The sequence below is a fragment of the Hymenobacter properus genome (assembly GCF_015694735.1).
Lineage (GTDB): Bacteria > Bacteroidota > Bacteroidia > Cytophagales > Hymenobacteraceae > Hymenobacter > Hymenobacter properus.
In genome coordinates this window covers 88,742-101,994 of sequence record NZ_JADQDP010000001.1, presented here as the reverse complement: position 1 = coordinate 101,994, position 13,253 = coordinate 88,742, and the positions used below count along the sequence as shown (strand labels likewise).

Here is a 13,253-nt window from a genome sequence, read left to right as displayed (position 1 = left end):
CAGGATGACAGAATAAAAAATGCCCCAACACCTCCCCCGCCTCGGTTTCTCCGTGGGCGACCTCGCCGGTATCGGCCCCGAAGTCATTTACAAAACCCTGCTCGATGAACGCCTGCTAAAAATCTGCACGCCGGTTATCTACGGCACGGCCACCGCACTTTTCGACGACTTCCCCACCCCCGCCGATACCGAGCACCTGCAGTTCCGTCAGCTGCGCGACGCGGCCGACATTGCCCCTGGCCGCCTGAACGCCGTGACCTGCTGGGACGAGGACTTTGCCCTCGCTCCCGGCCAGCCCTCGGCCGCCACCGGCGCGGCCGCCCGCGAAAGCCTGCTCTGTGCCGCCTGCGACCTCAAGGCCGGCAAGCTCGATGCCATCGTCACGGCCCCCATCAGCAAAGACAACACCCAGGCCGACAACTTCCGCTACCCCGGCCACACCGAATTTCTCACCAGCTTCTTTGAGGCGCCTGAGAGCCTCATGTTTCTGGTGGATGAGGACGCTGGTCTGCGCATTGCCACCGTCACCGGCCACGTGCCGCTGAAGGATGTACCGGCCAAGCTCACGGCGGAACTGCTGCGCACCAAAATCACGCTGCTCTTGAAGTCGTTGAAAAACGACTTTGGCATTCTCAAGCCCCGCATTGCTGTGCTCGGCCTCAACCCCCACGCCGGCGAAAATGGCCTGCTGGGCAAGGAGGAAGGTGAGATGGTTTCGCCAGTCATCCAGCAGTTCGTGCAAGACGGCCACCTCGTCCTCGGCCCTTTCCCGGCTGATGGCTACTTCGGCACCCAGCAGTTCCGGCAGTTCGACGCCACGCTGGCTCTCTACCACGACCAGGGCCTGATTCCTTTCAAGCTCATGGCCTTCGAGCGCGGCGTCAATTTCACGGCCGGCCTGCCCGTAGTACGCACCTCGCCCGACCACGGCACTGCCTACGGACTCGCCGGCCAGTACCGGGCCGATGAGTCGTCTTTCCGGGCGGCTGTGTACCTGGCCTGCGACGTTTGGAAACAACGTTGGGAAAATGCACAGCCGCGCTCGGCTCGGTAACGTTTAAGACGGGTAAACACGCGCCTTATTGACGAGAAATTGGCTGCCATTTTTGGCAAAAAGGCGGATTTTCACTACTTTTGCCCCCTGCTATCCAGCTACCCGTGAAAAAAGAAAGTAAATACGACATCAATCTGGCCAAGCTGGCGCTAAAAACGCACCACTTCGAGTTCGAGTTGGGTCCTGATTTTTTTGCCTTGTTTGAGGAGCCGCTGGTAGAGCAGGGCCAGCTGCATGCCGATGTGGAGCTCATCAAAACCGAGCGTCTGCTGACGCTCAACTTCCACATTACCGGCACTGTGCAGCTCACCTGCGACCGCAGCCTCGACGAGTTCGACCAGCCCCTCGACATTGAGGAGCAGCTGCTGGTGCGTTTCGGCGATGAGAACAAGGAGCTGGACGACAATGTGTTGCAAATCACGCCTGAAACCCAGACCCTGCCGCTGGCCCAGCACCTCTACGACTACATCGGCCTGGCCCTGCCCATGAAGAAGCTGCACCCGCGCTTCCAGAACGAGGCCGACGACAACCCCGACGCCGAAACCAAGCTCATTTTCTCGACCCGCAACGAAGACGAGGGACCCGACGACGATGAGCCGGCCGACCCGCGCTGGGCCGCCCTGCGCAACCTGAATTGAATCCGTCAGCGCCCCGGGTCGCTCTCCCACTCCGCACTTAAAACTCAAAAATCATAATTTACCGAAACCATGGCACATCCTAAGCGCCGCACCTCTTCCGCCGTTCGCGACAAGCGTCGTACCCACTACAAACTCACCCCTAAGGCCGTGACCCTCTGCCCCAACACGGGCGAGCTGCACCTGCGCCACAAGGCCTACGTAGTAGACGGCGACCTGTACCACAACGGCCAACTGGCCATCAAAAACTACACGAAAGTGAGCGCTGCGCCCGCGGCTGATGCCACCGGCGACGACGAATAGCGCGTCAGGTTGTTACTTCGCGGTACCACACGGTCCGGCTTCGCTCCTTTTTTAAGCCAGCGGGGCCGGACTTGTGGTTCCTGACACCCTCTCCTGACCTTCCCAAACACCTCGTTCATGAAAATAGCCCTCGACGCAATGGGCGGTGATTACGCCCCCCAAGCCGCCGTGGCGGGTGCCCTGCTGGCCGCCGAGCAACTGGCGGGCCGGGCCTCCATCGTCCTCATTGGCCAGGCCGATGCCGTGCAACCCTTGCTGCAAGCCGCCGGCCCAGCCGCCGCGGCCCTCGAATTTGTGCCTGCCTCGCAGGTCATCGACATGGGCGAGCACCCCGCCAAAGCCTTCCAGCAGAAGCAGGATTCCAGCATTGCCGTGGGCTACCGCATGCTGCACGCCGGCGAGGTCGACGCGTTTTGCTCGGCCGGCAACACCGGCGCCATGCTGGTGGGCGCCATGTTCACGGTGAAGCCCGTGGCGGGCGTGATGCGTCCGGCCATCGCCAACTTCCTGCCCAAGCTCAACAGCGAGTTTGGCATTTTGCTTGACGTAGGCGCTAACGCCGAATGCAAGCCCGAGATGCTGGAACAGTTTGCCGAGTTGGGCTCGCTCTACGCGCAGTACGTGCTGGGCATTGCCCAGCCCAAAGTTGGCCTGATGAACCTGGGCGAGGAAGAAGGCAAGGGCACTCCCAATACCCAAGCCGCTTACCAGCTGCTGAAAGTGAACCCGCACGTGAATTTCGTGGGCAACCTCGAAGGCCGCGACCTGTTCGACGACAAGGCGGACGTCATCGTGTGCGACGGCTTTACGGGCAACGTGATTTTGAAGATGGCAGAATCCATCTACGACATCATGAACCACAAGGGCATGATGGACCCGTTCATTGCCAAATTCAACTACGAAGCCGTCGGTGGTTCGCCTATTCTGGGCATCAACGACAACGCCATCATTGGGCACGGCAGCAGCACGCCGCTGGCCATCTGCAACATGTTGGTGCAGGGTTTCCAAATGGCCGATTCCGGTATTGTCGACCAGATTAAAGCCACGTTTAAGTCGTAGCCGAGTCTGGCCGGCACGGAAAATCTCCGGCTCCGGCCGGATTTTTTTTAGCCTCTGGCCTGCTCATTTTCCGGTGCCTACCGTGTTTGGTACCGGACCTTTTGCGGCGCTGATTCCTATTTATCGCCCGCCCCGCCTACTTTTGCCCGTATGAAGATTACTGCTGCCATCACCGGCGTGGGTGCCTACGTGCCCGACTACGTACTGACCAATGCCGAGCTTGAAAAGCTAGTAGACACCACCGACGAGTGGATTATGTCGCGCACCGGTATCCGGGAGCGGCGCATTCTCAAGGGCACCGACCAGGGCACGTCCGTCATGGGCATCAAAGCGGTGCAGAATCTGCTGGACAAAACAGGCACCAACCCCGAGGATATCGAGCTGCTGATTTGCGCTACCGTGACGCCTGACATGTTGTTCCCGGCCACCGGCAACATCATTTCCAACGGTGTGGGCGCCATCAATGCCTTTAGCTACGACATGAACGCAGCCTGCTCCAGCTTCCTGTACGGACTGGCGACGGGCGCGCAGTTCATTCAGGCGGGCACTTACAAAAAGGTCGTGGTGGTGGGAGCCGACAAGATGTCGGCCATTGTAGACTATACCGACCGCGCCAACTGCATCCTGTTTGGCGACGGCGCGGCCGCCGTGCTGCTCGAACCCAGCACCGACGGCTTCGGCGTGCTCGACATGGTGCTACGCACCGACGGTAGCGGCGAACCCTACCTGCACCAGAAAGCCGGCGGCAGCCGCCGTCCGCCCTCCTACGATACCATCGACCGCAAGGAGCACTACATCTACCAGGAAGGCGCCACGGTGTTCAAGTTTGCCGTGAAAAGCATGGCCGATGTGGCCGCCCAGGTAATGGAGCGCAACCACCTCGGCAAAGACGACGTGGCCTGGCTGGTGCCCCACCAAGCCAACAAGCGCATCATCGACGCCACCGCCAACCGCATGGGCGTGGGGCCGGAGAAGGTGATGCTCAACATTGACCGATACGGCAACACCACCAGCGCCACCATCCCGCTGTGCCTGGCCGACTACGAAGGCCAGTTGCGCCGCGGCGACAACCTCGTGCTGGCGGCATTCGGCGGCGGCTTCACCTGGGGCTCCATCTACCTGAAATGGGCCTATGATGGCGACAAGGTGGCCAAGAGCTAATGGCCGCTGGCTGTTAGCTTTGTCCCTCAACACAAATTTTTAGTTGTTTAATAGCCAATTGCTTTCAAACAACTACTCATAAAAACACCCACAAAAAAGCGAGTAGCTACCGGCTGCGCGCTAAAAGCTAAATCACAATGGCATCAACCGCCGACTTCCGCAACGGCCTCGTTCTCAACTACAACGGGGAATTGCACGTCATCACCGAGTTTCAGCACGTGAAGCCCGGCAAAGGCCCCGCTTTTGTGCGCACCAAGATGCGCAACATCAAAACCGGCCGCACCATCGACAACACCTTCAACGCCGGTGTGAAGGTGGAAACGGCCCGCGTGGAGCAGCGCCCGCACCAGTTCCTCTACAAGGACGACTACGGCTACACGTTCATGAACAAGGACGACTTTGAGCAAGTGGTGCTGCCCGAAGAAATGGTGCCCTTCGCCGACCTGATGAAGGAAGGCCAGGACGTGACCATCCTCATGCACGCCGAGACCGAGCAGCCCCTCACCGCCGAACTGCCCACCACCGTGGACCTCGTGGTGACCTACACCGAGCCCGGCCTGCGCGGCGACACCGCCACCAACACGCTGAAGCCTGCCACGGTGGAAACCGGCGCCCGCATCCAGGTACCGCTGTTCATCGACGTGGATACCAAAATCCGCATCAAAACCAGCGACTACAGCTACGTGGAACGCGTGAAGTAATCAAGCGAAAGCTGCTAACCAAGATGTCAAACTCGCCCAAAAAGGAAAAGGACGCTGCCATGAAAGCTAAAGAACTCCAGGAGCTGCTCGATTTTATCGCCAAGTCGGGCCTAAATAAGGTCAACATTGAAACCGAAGAATTTAAAATCTCGGTGCAGCGCGAGCCCAATGTGAAGCAAGTGGTAAGCGCCGCCCCCGCGCACACTGCCCCTGCCGCGGCCCCCGCGCCGGCCGCTCCGGCGGCTGCCCCGGCCCCCGCTGCCGCCGCGCCTGCCGCGCCTGCAGCTTCGGCCGAGGCCGCCGGTGGCAACCACAAGCCCCTGAAAGCCCCCATGATTGGCACGTTCTACCGCAGCAGCGGGCCCGACGTGGCTCCCTTCGTGCAGGTGGGCGACATGGTGCAGAAAGGCCAAGTTATCTGTATCATCGAGGCCATGAAGCTCTTCAACGAGATTGAAGCCGAGGAAAGCGGCCGCATCGTGAAGGCGCTGGTGGAGAATGCCTCGCCGGTGGAATACGACCAGCCGCTGTTTTTGATTGAATAGTCAATACGTCCGTCATCCTGAGCGCAGCGAAGGACCTTATCCAGCCTGAACGAAGCCGTTCGAATGTGATAAGGTCCTTCGCTCCGCTCAGGATGACCCGTTTTATACACCTGACATCCCACCCACATGTTTAAGAAAATACTCATCGCCAACCGGGGCGAAATTGCCCTGCGCATTATCCGCACCTGCAAGGAAATGGGCATCAAAACGGTGGCCGTGTACTCGACTGCCGATAAGGAAAGCCTGCACGTGAAGTTTGCCGATGAGGCCGTGTGCATCGGGCCGCCGGCCTCGAAGGACAGCTACCTGAGCATGCCCAACCTGATTGCGGCCTGCGAAATCACCAACGCCGACGCCATTCACCCCGGCTACGGCTTCCTCTCCGAAAACGCGGAGTTCTCGCGTATCTGCGCCGAAAACGGCATCAAGTTCATCGGGGCCTCGCCCGAGATGATTAACAAGATGGGCGACAAGGCCACGGCCAAGGACACCATGAAAAAAGCCGGCGTGCCCTGCGTGCCCGGCTCCGACGGCCTGCTGGAAAGCGCCGAGCAGGGCCGCAAAATCGCCGCCAAAATCAAGTACCCGGTGATGCTGAAGGCCACGGCTGGCGGCGGCGGGCGCGGCATGCGCGTCATCAACTCCGACGAGGAATTCCAGAAGGCCTGGGACGACGCCCGCACCGAGTCGAAGGCTGCTTTTGGCAACGACGGCATGTACCTGGAGAAGTTTGTGGAGGAGCCCCGCCACATCGAAATCCAGGTGGTGGGCGACCAGTTTGGGCACGTGTGCCACTTGTCGGAGCGCGACTGCTCCATTCAGCGCCGCCACCAGAAGCTGGTGGAAGAGTCGCCCTCGCCGTTCATGACCGACGCGTTGCGCGAGAAAATGGGCGCGGCGGCCATCAAAGGCGCCAGCAGCATTGGCTACGAGGGCGTGGGCACCATCGAGTTTCTGGTAGACAAAAACCGCGACTTCTACTTCATGGAGATGAACACCCGCATCCAGGTGGAGCACCCCGTGACGGAGGAAGTGGTGGCCTACGACCTCATCAAGGAGCAGATTAAAGTGGCGGCGGGCATTCCGATTTCGGGCAAGAACTACCTGCCGCAGCTCCACGCCATGGAGTGCCGCATCAACGCCGAGGACCCGCGCCACGGCTTCCGCCCAACCCCAGGCAAGATTACCACGCTGCACATCCCCGGCGGCCACGGCGTGCGCGTCGATACGCACGTGTACGCGGGCTACACCATCCCGCCGAACTACGACTCGATGATTGCCAAGCTCATCACCGTGGCCCAGAGCCGCGAGGAGTGCATCGTGAAAATGAAGCGCGCCCTGAGCGAGTTCGTGGTAGAAGGCGTGAAAACGACCATTCCCTTCCACCTGGCGCTGATGGACAACGAGGATTTCAAGGCCGGCAATTTCACTACGAAATTCCTGGAGACATTTGATTTCTCGGTGCTGTAAGCGCACGACCGATGGAAGGATGGGTCGTCGGGTTTTTAGTCTTGGCTGGATACGCCTGGTGGCTGTATAGCCACCGTGAATTGGGAGGTGTGCAGTTGGCAATGGCGCCCATCATTTGGGGGCTGCTGTTCATCCTGGTTTCGCTGACCCAAACAGCCGTCATGCAAAACCCCATTGTGAGCGGCTACTCCCACACTGCTGCCTGGGTAAGCCTGAATGACAACCCCCACCCGGAAAGCTGGCAACTGGAATACAAGGGCGAAAACTGGCCCTTGTATCTAGCCCTTATTTCGCCCCTGCTGGGCTGGATACTGCTTAAACGCCTCACAGAACCAGGGCCATTGCGGGCATGGCAAATGCAGCATTTTAGAGGGCTAGGCGCGTTTGTGTGGCTGGGGCTGCTGTTCCATTCCTGCGACACGGAGCAACGGCAAGAGTACTATAATCAGTCCGACTTGCCGGCCATTGGCACGATTAAACCCCCACTAGATTGAGCCAGCACGCTTATTACCCAAAACTCCTGACAGCCCTTGGGCTCTGTGCGGGAATGCTTCTCACCGCCTGCTCCGACGCCTGCAACGGCAACATCGAAACCACGGTGCTGTTTGCCAAGCCAGGGCCCAACGGTGCCGGCCGGCGCATCTACGTGGACGTGGTGAACAAGCCCGACCTCGGCATTCAGAAGACTTTGCTCTACGAGGGCAAGGAATTTGGCACCTTTCCGCATGTTGTCATTATAAACGACCCCAGCAGCCGGTTTGCGAAAAATTCCAAAATCTGCTTCACCACCTACCGCACGGAGGCCGCTGCCACGGGCGGCGACTTAACCGAAGAGGGAATCCCACAAATAACCGTGGAAAAATAGGGGCCTTTTAATCCCTTGCAACCCCTCGCCATGGCCGGGACTCCGATGAGAGTTCCGGCCTTTATTTTGTGCGATGCTGCTCCGATGTCTGCTCTTCTGCCTCTGTCTCAATACTCATCTGGCGCAAGCTCAGGAAGCACCTGCGCCGCGCCCGGTGCGCGATTCGGCCTACGCCGTGCACAACTTGTTTCGGGACCGGCGGCAGCGCGCCTTGAAGGGCGGCTCGCTGGGCCTGGCTGGCCTGGCGGGGGCCGGGCTGGCGGCGGCTTACAAGCAGCCGGGCCTTTCGGGCGGACTGCTGCTGCTTTGCATTGGAACCACGGCGCTCGACCTGCGGCAACTGAGCCGCTATAGCGAAAGCCGGGAAACCCTCGTCGCTACGCGCTACGAGCAGGGCTGGCCCCTGCCACCAGACGTGCGCCGCCGGCTCAAGGCCAAATACTTTCACGCGTTCAAGTGAACAGTGGTTCTTTTGCTGGTGCCTGCATCCTCTCGCTTTATCATGAATAAGAAATTCCTTCTCCTCGGCGCGTTGCTGCTGGGTGTCGTGCTGCCCGGCCTCGGACAAAGGCGCGACACGGTGTTTGCCGTGCACAAACTGTTTCGGGAGAAACGAGCGGCGGCACGGGGCCTACAATCGGCTGGCAGCCGCGAAACGACTGATGCGAATTACCTAGGACATTCGCCCCCAACAGCCCAGGAAGCGCGGCAAGACGCATTAGGCAACACCGCGTTTACAACCGTTGGAATGATGAAGGCAGCCTATTACAGTCCTGAGAATGAAGCTATGGTACTCCAACGCTACAACGAAGGCAGCGGACTACCGCCGGATATTCGCCGCAAGCTGCGCCGCAAACATTTCCATCGTACGGCGGAAGACGTTACGCTTGGTCGGTAAAGCTTCTATCCGCATTCAACTGAACACGCTTCTTTGCTCCGCAATGAAATATTATCTACTCCTTTTAGGAATAGCCGCCACACATCAGGAAGTCGCCGCCCAAACGCTGGCTCCTCCCAGCCAATTGCCGGCGCAGCCATCAGCTGCCGACATCCGGCGCGGCGGGCGCCCGGGGCCGGAGCTAAGCCAAACGGGCTGGTACTTCGCTTCGGTGCCAAAACCGGAATTTGTGGATGAAAAGCCCGGCACTATTCGCTTCCGGGTAGTTGTCAACTCAACGGGCACGCTCGATTCGATTACCACTGTTTCCAGCAACATGTCGGCGAAGCAGGAAGCCACTTGTCGACAGGCTTTGCAGACGGTTCAATTCACAACCAACAGCCCGGCCCCGAATAGGGCCGTGGGCTTTTACACGTTCAAATTCACCGTACGCTAGCCTCCTCTCCCGCACGGTAGGCCCACTGCCCATCCACCAATGTACCGAGGATGGCTGTGGGGTCGGTGGTGTAGACGAGGGCAGGCAGCAGGTGGGCGGGGCCGGCCTGGGCCAGCAGCGGCTGCTTCAGGTCGTACACCACGGCATCGAGGGGCTGGCCCAGGGCGAAGTAGTTAACGGGGGTGCGGCCGGCGGCGCGGTGGCCGGCGAAGAAGGTTTTATCGACCAGCACCGAGGCGCCGTCGGCAAAGATGTTGCGGCGGCGATGGATGAGGCGCTGGCCGTAGTCGAGCCAGCGCAGGTCTTCCAGCGGATTGAGGCTGATGTGGCTGTCGGTGCCGATGGACCAATGGCCGCCGGCTTCGGCGTAGTCAACGAGGGAGAAAATGCCGTCGCCGAGGTTGCCTTCGGTGCCGGGGCAGAGCACCACATTCGCGCCCGACTGGGCCAGATGAGTGGTTTCGTCGGTGGTGAGGTGGGTGCAGTGCACGAGGTGAAACCGCTCGTTGAGGGGCAGGTTGTCGAGCAGCCACTCCACGGGGCGGGCGCCAAGGTGGGCCAGGCTACGCTCCACTTCCAGCGTTTGCTCGGCGGCGTGCAGGTGGAAGGGTAAGTCCTTAGGTCCTTGGGCGTGGGTGGCCAGCACGTCGGCCGCTTCCACGGCCCGTAGCGAATGCACGCCGAAGCCCAGGTTGGCTCGCTCGTAGGCGGCCACGGCCGGGCGGCTGGCATCCAACAGCTTTAGATAATCATCGAGCGTGGGCGAGATGAAGCGCCGCTGCCGGGGCGCGGGCTCGCGGCCGAAGTCACCCTTTTGGTAAAACACCGGCACCAACGTGATTTTGATACCGGCCGTGCGGGCGGCAGCCACCAGGCGTTCGCCCATCTCGGCCAGGTTGGCGTAGGGGCGGCCGGTTGGGTCGTGGTGCAAGTAGTGGAACTCGACCACGGTGGTGTAGCCATTGCGCAGCAAATGGCGGTAGAGGGTGGTAGCTACCTGCTCGTTCTGTTCGGGGCTGAAGGTTTCGGCGCAGGCGTACATGGCCTCACGCCAGCTCCAGAAGTCGTCGCGCGTGCCGGGTACGTGTTGCTCTGCGTGCCCCGCCATGCCGTACTGAAAGGCGTGCGAATGGGCGTTCTGGAAGCCGGGCAGGGCGGCGCCCTCCACCTTTTCGATGCTGATTTCGAAGCCGACAGGTGGTTCCTGCGACAGATATTCGATGATGCCTTGCGCATTGACACCTACATAGGCGGGGCTGAGCCAGCCGTCTTGCAGCAGCAGGGAAGAAAATTGGTAATAAGTCATAGCCAACAAAGCAGGCAGGGATTTTCAGGAGTTAAGCGGTGCGAAGGGACTCGCCCAGCGTGCGCAAGGTGCGGCGCAGCACAGCACGAATTTGCTCGGCCCGGGCTGGGTCGTAAGCTTGCTCGGCATCGTCCATGTACACGTCTTTCGACATTTCCAGCTGCAGCGCGTGCTGCTTTGCCTCGGGCCGGCCAAAGTGCCGGGTGATGTAGCCCCCCTTGAACGGGGTGTTGTGGCTGAGCGAATACCGCCCGCTGCCAAGCTGCTGCAGGGCCTGTTCAATCAGCGGCTGCGAAGCCGACGTTTCATCGGCGCTGCCCAGAATGAGGTCCGGGAACGGGCCATTGTGGATGGCCGAAACTACCCGCCGGATGGAATGGCAGTCCCAGAGCAGCACCTGGCCGAATTGGGCTTTGGTTTCGTCTAGCAACTGTTGCAGGGCTGCGTGGTAGGGTCCGAAGTAGAGGGATTTGCGGCGAGCTACTTCCGTGGGGGCTACTTCGGCACGCTCGTCGCGGTAAATGGGCTCGCCCAGAAAGGTGGTGCTGGTGCAAAGGCCTGTGAGCACGCGGCCGTCGTGGTAGAGCGGGCTGCTGTCGGGGTTGCGGTTGAGGTCGACCACCCAGCGGCTGTAGTTGGCTTTAATGATGGGCAAGCCCAATTCGGTGGCGAAGTCGTAGAGCTGGTGCACAAACCAATCGGTATCGTCGGGCGGCAGCAAGCTCGGCTTTAGCTCGGCTTGGATGTCGGCGGGAAACGCTATGCCCGCGTGGGGTACGCTGATGACGATGGGCAGGAGCGGCGTGCTGGGGCGGGTGAGGTCAAAAAGCGGCATGATGGTTCTGAGGCCGAGGGTGGTTGCCTGAAGCGGGAATTCGCGCGTAAAAGTAGTGCCGCAAACCCGGGCCCGGCGCTGCGTTTTTGGTGGGCAAAATATCCATTTACATGCACGGCGGGGGCGTTCGGCTTTTGGGCTACCTTTGCGGCTCTAAACTCCCACCCCACCCCCAATTACTCCCAAACCTCCTCCTTACCTATGGCACGAGTGGAAATGACGATGCCCAAGATGGGCGAATCCATCATGGAAGGCACCGTCCTGAAATGGCTCAAACAAGTCGGCGACACGATTGAACAGGACGAATCGGTGCTGGAAGTAGCCACCGACAAAGTGGATACTGAAGTGCCTGCCATCCACGCCGGCGTGCTCCAGGAAATTCTGGTGCAGGAAGGCCAGGTAGTGGCCGTGGGCGCCCCGATTGCAGTGGTCGAAACCGATGCCGCCAACGCTGGCGCTTCGGCCCCGGCCGCTGCCTCCGCCGCCCCGGCCAGCAACGGCAGCGCCCCCGATGCTGGCGCTGCCGAAGTGCCTTATCTGCCCACCAGCAACGCTGCTCCGGCCGCCCAGCCGGCCCTCAATGGCGCCGAGCACCAGCCTGGCCGCTTCCTCTCGCCGCTCGTGCTCAGCATTGCCCGCGAAGAAGGCGTGAGCCTGGCCGACCTTGAATACCTGCCTGGCACCGGCAAGGAAAACCGCGTTACCAAGAAGGACATTCTGGACTACGTGGCTGCCGGCAAGCCCGCCCTGGGCCCGAAAGCGGCCGCATCGGCTCCCGCCGCGTCAGCCCCGGCCGCCCAGCCGCAAGCTGCGCCTCAGCCCGCTCCGGCCGCACAACCTGCCGCCAGCACCCCGCAGCCTGCCACTGCCTCGAAACCTGCGCCCAGCGTGAGCGGGGGCCAGGAACTCATTGAGATGGACCGCATGCGCAAGATGATTGCGCAGCGCATGGTGGACTCGAAGCGCATTTCGCCCCACGTCACCAGCTTCGTGGAAGCCGACGTGACGGACATCGTGAACTGGCGCAACAAGCACAAGGACGCCTACAAGAAGCGTGAGGGCGAAAACCTGACCTTCACGCCCATCTTCATTCAGGCCGTGGCGCGCGCCATTCAGGACTTCCCGAACATCAACGTGTCGGTGGACGGTGACTACATCATCAAGAAGCGCGACATCAACATCGGCGTGGCCGTAGCCCTGCCCTCGGGCAACCTAATTGTGCCCGTCATCCACAACGCTGACCAGCTTAACCTCAACGGCCTCACTAAGAAGGTGAATGACCTGGCCAACCGCGCCCGCATCAACAAGCTCACCCCCGCCGACCTCGAAGGCGGCACCTACACACTGAGCAACGTGGGCTCGTTCGGCAACGTGATGGGTACGCCCATCATCATGCAGCCGCAAGTGGCCATCCTGGCCGTGGGCGCTATTAAAAAGAAGCCCGCCGTGATTGAAACACCGCAGGGCGACCTCATCGGCATCCGCCACTTCATGTTCCTGAGCCACAGCTATGACCACCGCGTAGTCGACGGCTCACTCGGCGGCATGTTCGTGCGCCGCGTGGCCGATTACCTTGAGCAGTTCGACCCTAATACGGCCATCTAAGGAAACCGTCCTGTCATCCTGAGCGCAGCGAAGGACCTTATCACGTTGGAACATTCTGACGTGATAAGGTCCTTCGCTGCGCTCAGGATGACAGTTTTTATATCACAATCATGAAAAACCTCCTGTTTATCGGTGCGCTGCTGCTGGCGCTGGGCCTCATCGGTTACTTATACCAGCAACTCACCGCCACCGAAAAAGCCTTGCAGCAAGCCGAACAACGCTTCACCGATTGCCAGAAAGTAACCTTTCAGCTCCAGAATCAGTTGGCGCCGCTGCAGAAGAAGCAGCCGGGCGGTATTCCGCAGTAAGGCAAAACTTAACCGCACAAAAAAGCCGCTTCCTGCATTAGGAAGCGGCTTTTTTATGACTCTGCCTGAATA

The 13,253-nt window shown here is 60.5% G+C and carries 17 protein-coding genes; 15 read left to right on the top strand and 2 right to left on the bottom strand.

Annotated features, from left to right (window positions below; all coding sequences use genetic code 11):
- Positions 1–19 precede the first annotated feature (19 nt).
- From pdxA to I2I01_RS00430, 13 genes are all read left to right on the top strand, one after another.
- A complete protein-coding gene (gene pdxA, locus I2I01_RS00490; protein ID WP_196284465.1) occupies positions 20–1,054 on the top strand; it encodes a 4-hydroxythreonine-4-phosphate dehydrogenase PdxA in 1,035 nt (344 codons plus the stop codon).
- A gap of 104 nt (positions 1,055–1,158) precedes the next feature.
- Entirely contained in the window at positions 1,159–1,692 is a 534-nt protein-coding gene (locus I2I01_RS00485; RefSeq protein ID WP_196284464.1) for a YceD family protein, read from the top strand.
- Positions 1,693–1,761: 69 nt separating this feature from the next.
- Positions 1,762–1,992, top strand: a complete 231-nt coding sequence (gene rpmF, locus I2I01_RS00480; protein ID WP_196284463.1) for a 50S ribosomal protein L32 — start codon at positions 1,762–1,764, stop codon at positions 1,990–1,992.
- A gap of 117 nt (positions 1,993–2,109) precedes the next feature.
- Positions 2,110–3,051 carry a phosphate acyltransferase PlsX gene (plsX, locus tag I2I01_RS00475; RefSeq protein ID WP_196284462.1) on the top strand — a complete coding sequence of 314 codons (942 nt, stop codon included), beginning with the start codon at positions 2,110–2,112 and terminating at the stop codon, positions 3,049–3,051.
- Between the two features lie 150 nt (positions 3,052–3,201).
- A complete protein-coding gene (locus I2I01_RS00470) occupies positions 3,202–4,212 on the top strand; it encodes a beta-ketoacyl-ACP synthase III (RefSeq protein WP_196284461.1) in 1,011 nt (336 codons plus the stop codon).
- Positions 4,213–4,349: 137 nt separating this feature from the next.
- On the top strand, positions 4,350–4,913 hold the full coding sequence (efp, locus tag I2I01_RS00465; RefSeq protein ID WP_196284460.1) for an elongation factor P: 564 nt from the start codon (positions 4,350–4,352) through the stop codon (positions 4,911–4,913).
- Between the two features lie 59 nt (positions 4,914–4,972).
- Positions 4,973–5,458 (top strand): acetyl-CoA carboxylase biotin carboxyl carrier protein, encoded by a 486-nt coding sequence (gene accB / locus I2I01_RS00460; protein WP_196285531.1) that lies wholly within the window; start codon positions 4,973–4,975, stop codon positions 5,456–5,458.
- 126 nt (positions 5,459–5,584) lie between these two features.
- Complete coding sequence (gene accC / locus I2I01_RS00455) at positions 5,585–6,928, top strand: acetyl-CoA carboxylase biotin carboxylase subunit (protein ID WP_196284459.1); 1,344 nt, start codon at positions 5,585–5,587, stop codon at positions 6,926–6,928.
- Positions 6,929–7,089: 161 nt separating this feature from the next.
- The gene (locus I2I01_RS00450) at positions 7,090–7,422 is read left to right on the top strand and encodes a hypothetical protein (RefSeq protein WP_196284458.1); all 333 of its coding nucleotides are present in this window, start codon (positions 7,090–7,092) and stop codon (positions 7,420–7,422) included.
- A gap of 53 nt (positions 7,423–7,475) precedes the next feature.
- Entirely contained in the window at positions 7,476–7,793 is a 318-nt protein-coding gene (locus I2I01_RS00445; RefSeq protein WP_196284457.1) for a hypothetical protein, read from the top strand.
- Between the two features lie 73 nt (positions 7,794–7,866).
- A complete protein-coding gene (locus I2I01_RS00440) occupies positions 7,867–8,253 on the top strand; it encodes a hypothetical protein (protein ID WP_196284456.1) in 387 nt (128 codons plus the stop codon).
- 42 nt (positions 8,254–8,295) lie between these two features.
- Positions 8,296–8,691 carry a hypothetical protein gene (locus tag I2I01_RS00435; protein ID WP_196284455.1) on the top strand — a complete coding sequence of 132 codons (396 nt, stop codon included), beginning with the start codon at positions 8,296–8,298 and terminating at the stop codon, positions 8,689–8,691.
- Positions 8,692–8,734: 43 nt separating this feature from the next.
- Positions 8,735–9,127: a hypothetical protein gene (locus I2I01_RS00430; protein ID WP_196284454.1), complete on the top strand. Its 393-nt coding sequence runs from the start codon at positions 8,735–8,737 to the stop codon at positions 9,125–9,127.
- On the opposite strand, the gene hutF is transcribed toward I2I01_RS00430, so the two are convergent.
- Positions 9,114–10,433: a formimidoylglutamate deiminase gene (hutF, locus tag I2I01_RS00425; protein WP_196284453.1), complete on the bottom strand. Its 1,320-nt coding sequence runs from the start codon at positions 10,431–10,433 to the stop codon at positions 9,114–9,116. The genes I2I01_RS00430 and hutF overlap by 14 nt on opposite strands.
- A 31-nt stretch (positions 10,434–10,464) precedes the next feature.
- On the bottom strand, positions 10,465–11,268 hold the full coding sequence (locus tag I2I01_RS00420; RefSeq protein WP_196284452.1) for an N-formylglutamate amidohydrolase: 804 nt from the start codon (positions 11,266–11,268) through the stop codon (positions 10,465–10,467).
- A 201-nt stretch (positions 11,269–11,469) separates the two neighbouring features.
- On the opposite strand from I2I01_RS00420, the gene I2I01_RS00415 reads away from it, so the two are divergent.
- Positions 11,470–12,873, top strand: a complete 1,404-nt coding sequence (locus I2I01_RS00415) for a dihydrolipoamide acetyltransferase family protein (RefSeq protein WP_196284451.1) — start codon at positions 11,470–11,472, stop codon at positions 12,871–12,873.
- A gap of 110 nt (positions 12,874–12,983) precedes the next feature.
- Positions 12,984–13,181 (top strand): hypothetical protein, encoded by a 198-nt coding sequence (locus I2I01_RS00410; RefSeq protein ID WP_196284450.1) that lies wholly within the window; start codon positions 12,984–12,986, stop codon positions 13,179–13,181.
- Positions 13,182–13,253 lie beyond the last annotated feature (72 nt).

What these genes read in the sequence shown, in the direction of transcription:
- pdxA (WP_196284465.1), top strand. Translation starts at nt 20, where the DNA reads ATGCCCCAACACCTCCCCCGCCTCGGTTTCTCCGTGGGCGACCTCGCC.
- rpmF (WP_196284463.1), top strand. Translation starts at nt 1,762, where the DNA reads ATGGCACATCCTAAGCGCCGCACCTCTTCCGCCGTTCGCGACAAGCGT.
- plsX (WP_196284462.1), top strand. Translation starts at nt 2,110, where the DNA reads ATGAAAATAGCCCTCGACGCAATGGGCGGTGATTACGCCCCCCAAGCC.
- I2I01_RS00470 (WP_196284461.1), top strand. Translation starts at nt 3,202, where the DNA reads ATGAAGATTACTGCTGCCATCACCGGCGTGGGTGCCTACGTGCCCGAC.
- efp (WP_196284460.1), top strand. Translation starts at nt 4,350, where the DNA reads ATGGCATCAACCGCCGACTTCCGCAACGGCCTCGTTCTCAACTACAAC.
- accB (WP_196285531.1), top strand. Translation starts at nt 4,973, where the DNA reads ATGAAAGCTAAAGAACTCCAGGAGCTGCTCGATTTTATCGCCAAGTCG.
- accC (WP_196284459.1), top strand. Translation starts at nt 5,585, where the DNA reads ATGTTTAAGAAAATACTCATCGCCAACCGGGGCGAAATTGCCCTGCGC.
- I2I01_RS00450 (WP_196284458.1), top strand. Translation starts at nt 7,090, where the DNA reads ATGCAAAACCCCATTGTGAGCGGCTACTCCCACACTGCTGCCTGGGTA.
- I2I01_RS00445 (WP_196284457.1), top strand. Translation starts at nt 7,476, where the DNA reads ATGCTTCTCACCGCCTGCTCCGACGCCTGCAACGGCAACATCGAAACC.
- I2I01_RS00440 (WP_196284456.1), top strand. Translation starts at nt 7,867, where the DNA reads ATGCTGCTCCGATGTCTGCTCTTCTGCCTCTGTCTCAATACTCATCTG.
- I2I01_RS00435 (WP_196284455.1), top strand. Translation starts at nt 8,296, where the DNA reads ATGAATAAGAAATTCCTTCTCCTCGGCGCGTTGCTGCTGGGTGTCGTG.
- I2I01_RS00430 (WP_196284454.1), top strand. Translation starts at nt 8,735, where the DNA reads ATGAAATATTATCTACTCCTTTTAGGAATAGCCGCCACACATCAGGAA.
- hutF (WP_196284453.1), bottom strand. Translation starts at nt 10,433, where the DNA reads ATGACTTATTACCAATTTTCTTCCCTGCTGCTGCAAGACGGCTGGCTC.
- I2I01_RS00420 (WP_196284452.1), bottom strand. Translation starts at nt 11,268, where the DNA reads ATGCCGCTTTTTGACCTCACCCGCCCCAGCACGCCGCTCCTGCCCATC.
- I2I01_RS00415 (WP_196284451.1), top strand. Translation starts at nt 11,470, where the DNA reads ATGGCACGAGTGGAAATGACGATGCCCAAGATGGGCGAATCCATCATG.
- I2I01_RS00410 (WP_196284450.1), top strand. Translation starts at nt 12,984, where the DNA reads ATGAAAAACCTCCTGTTTATCGGTGCGCTGCTGCTGGCGCTGGGCCTC.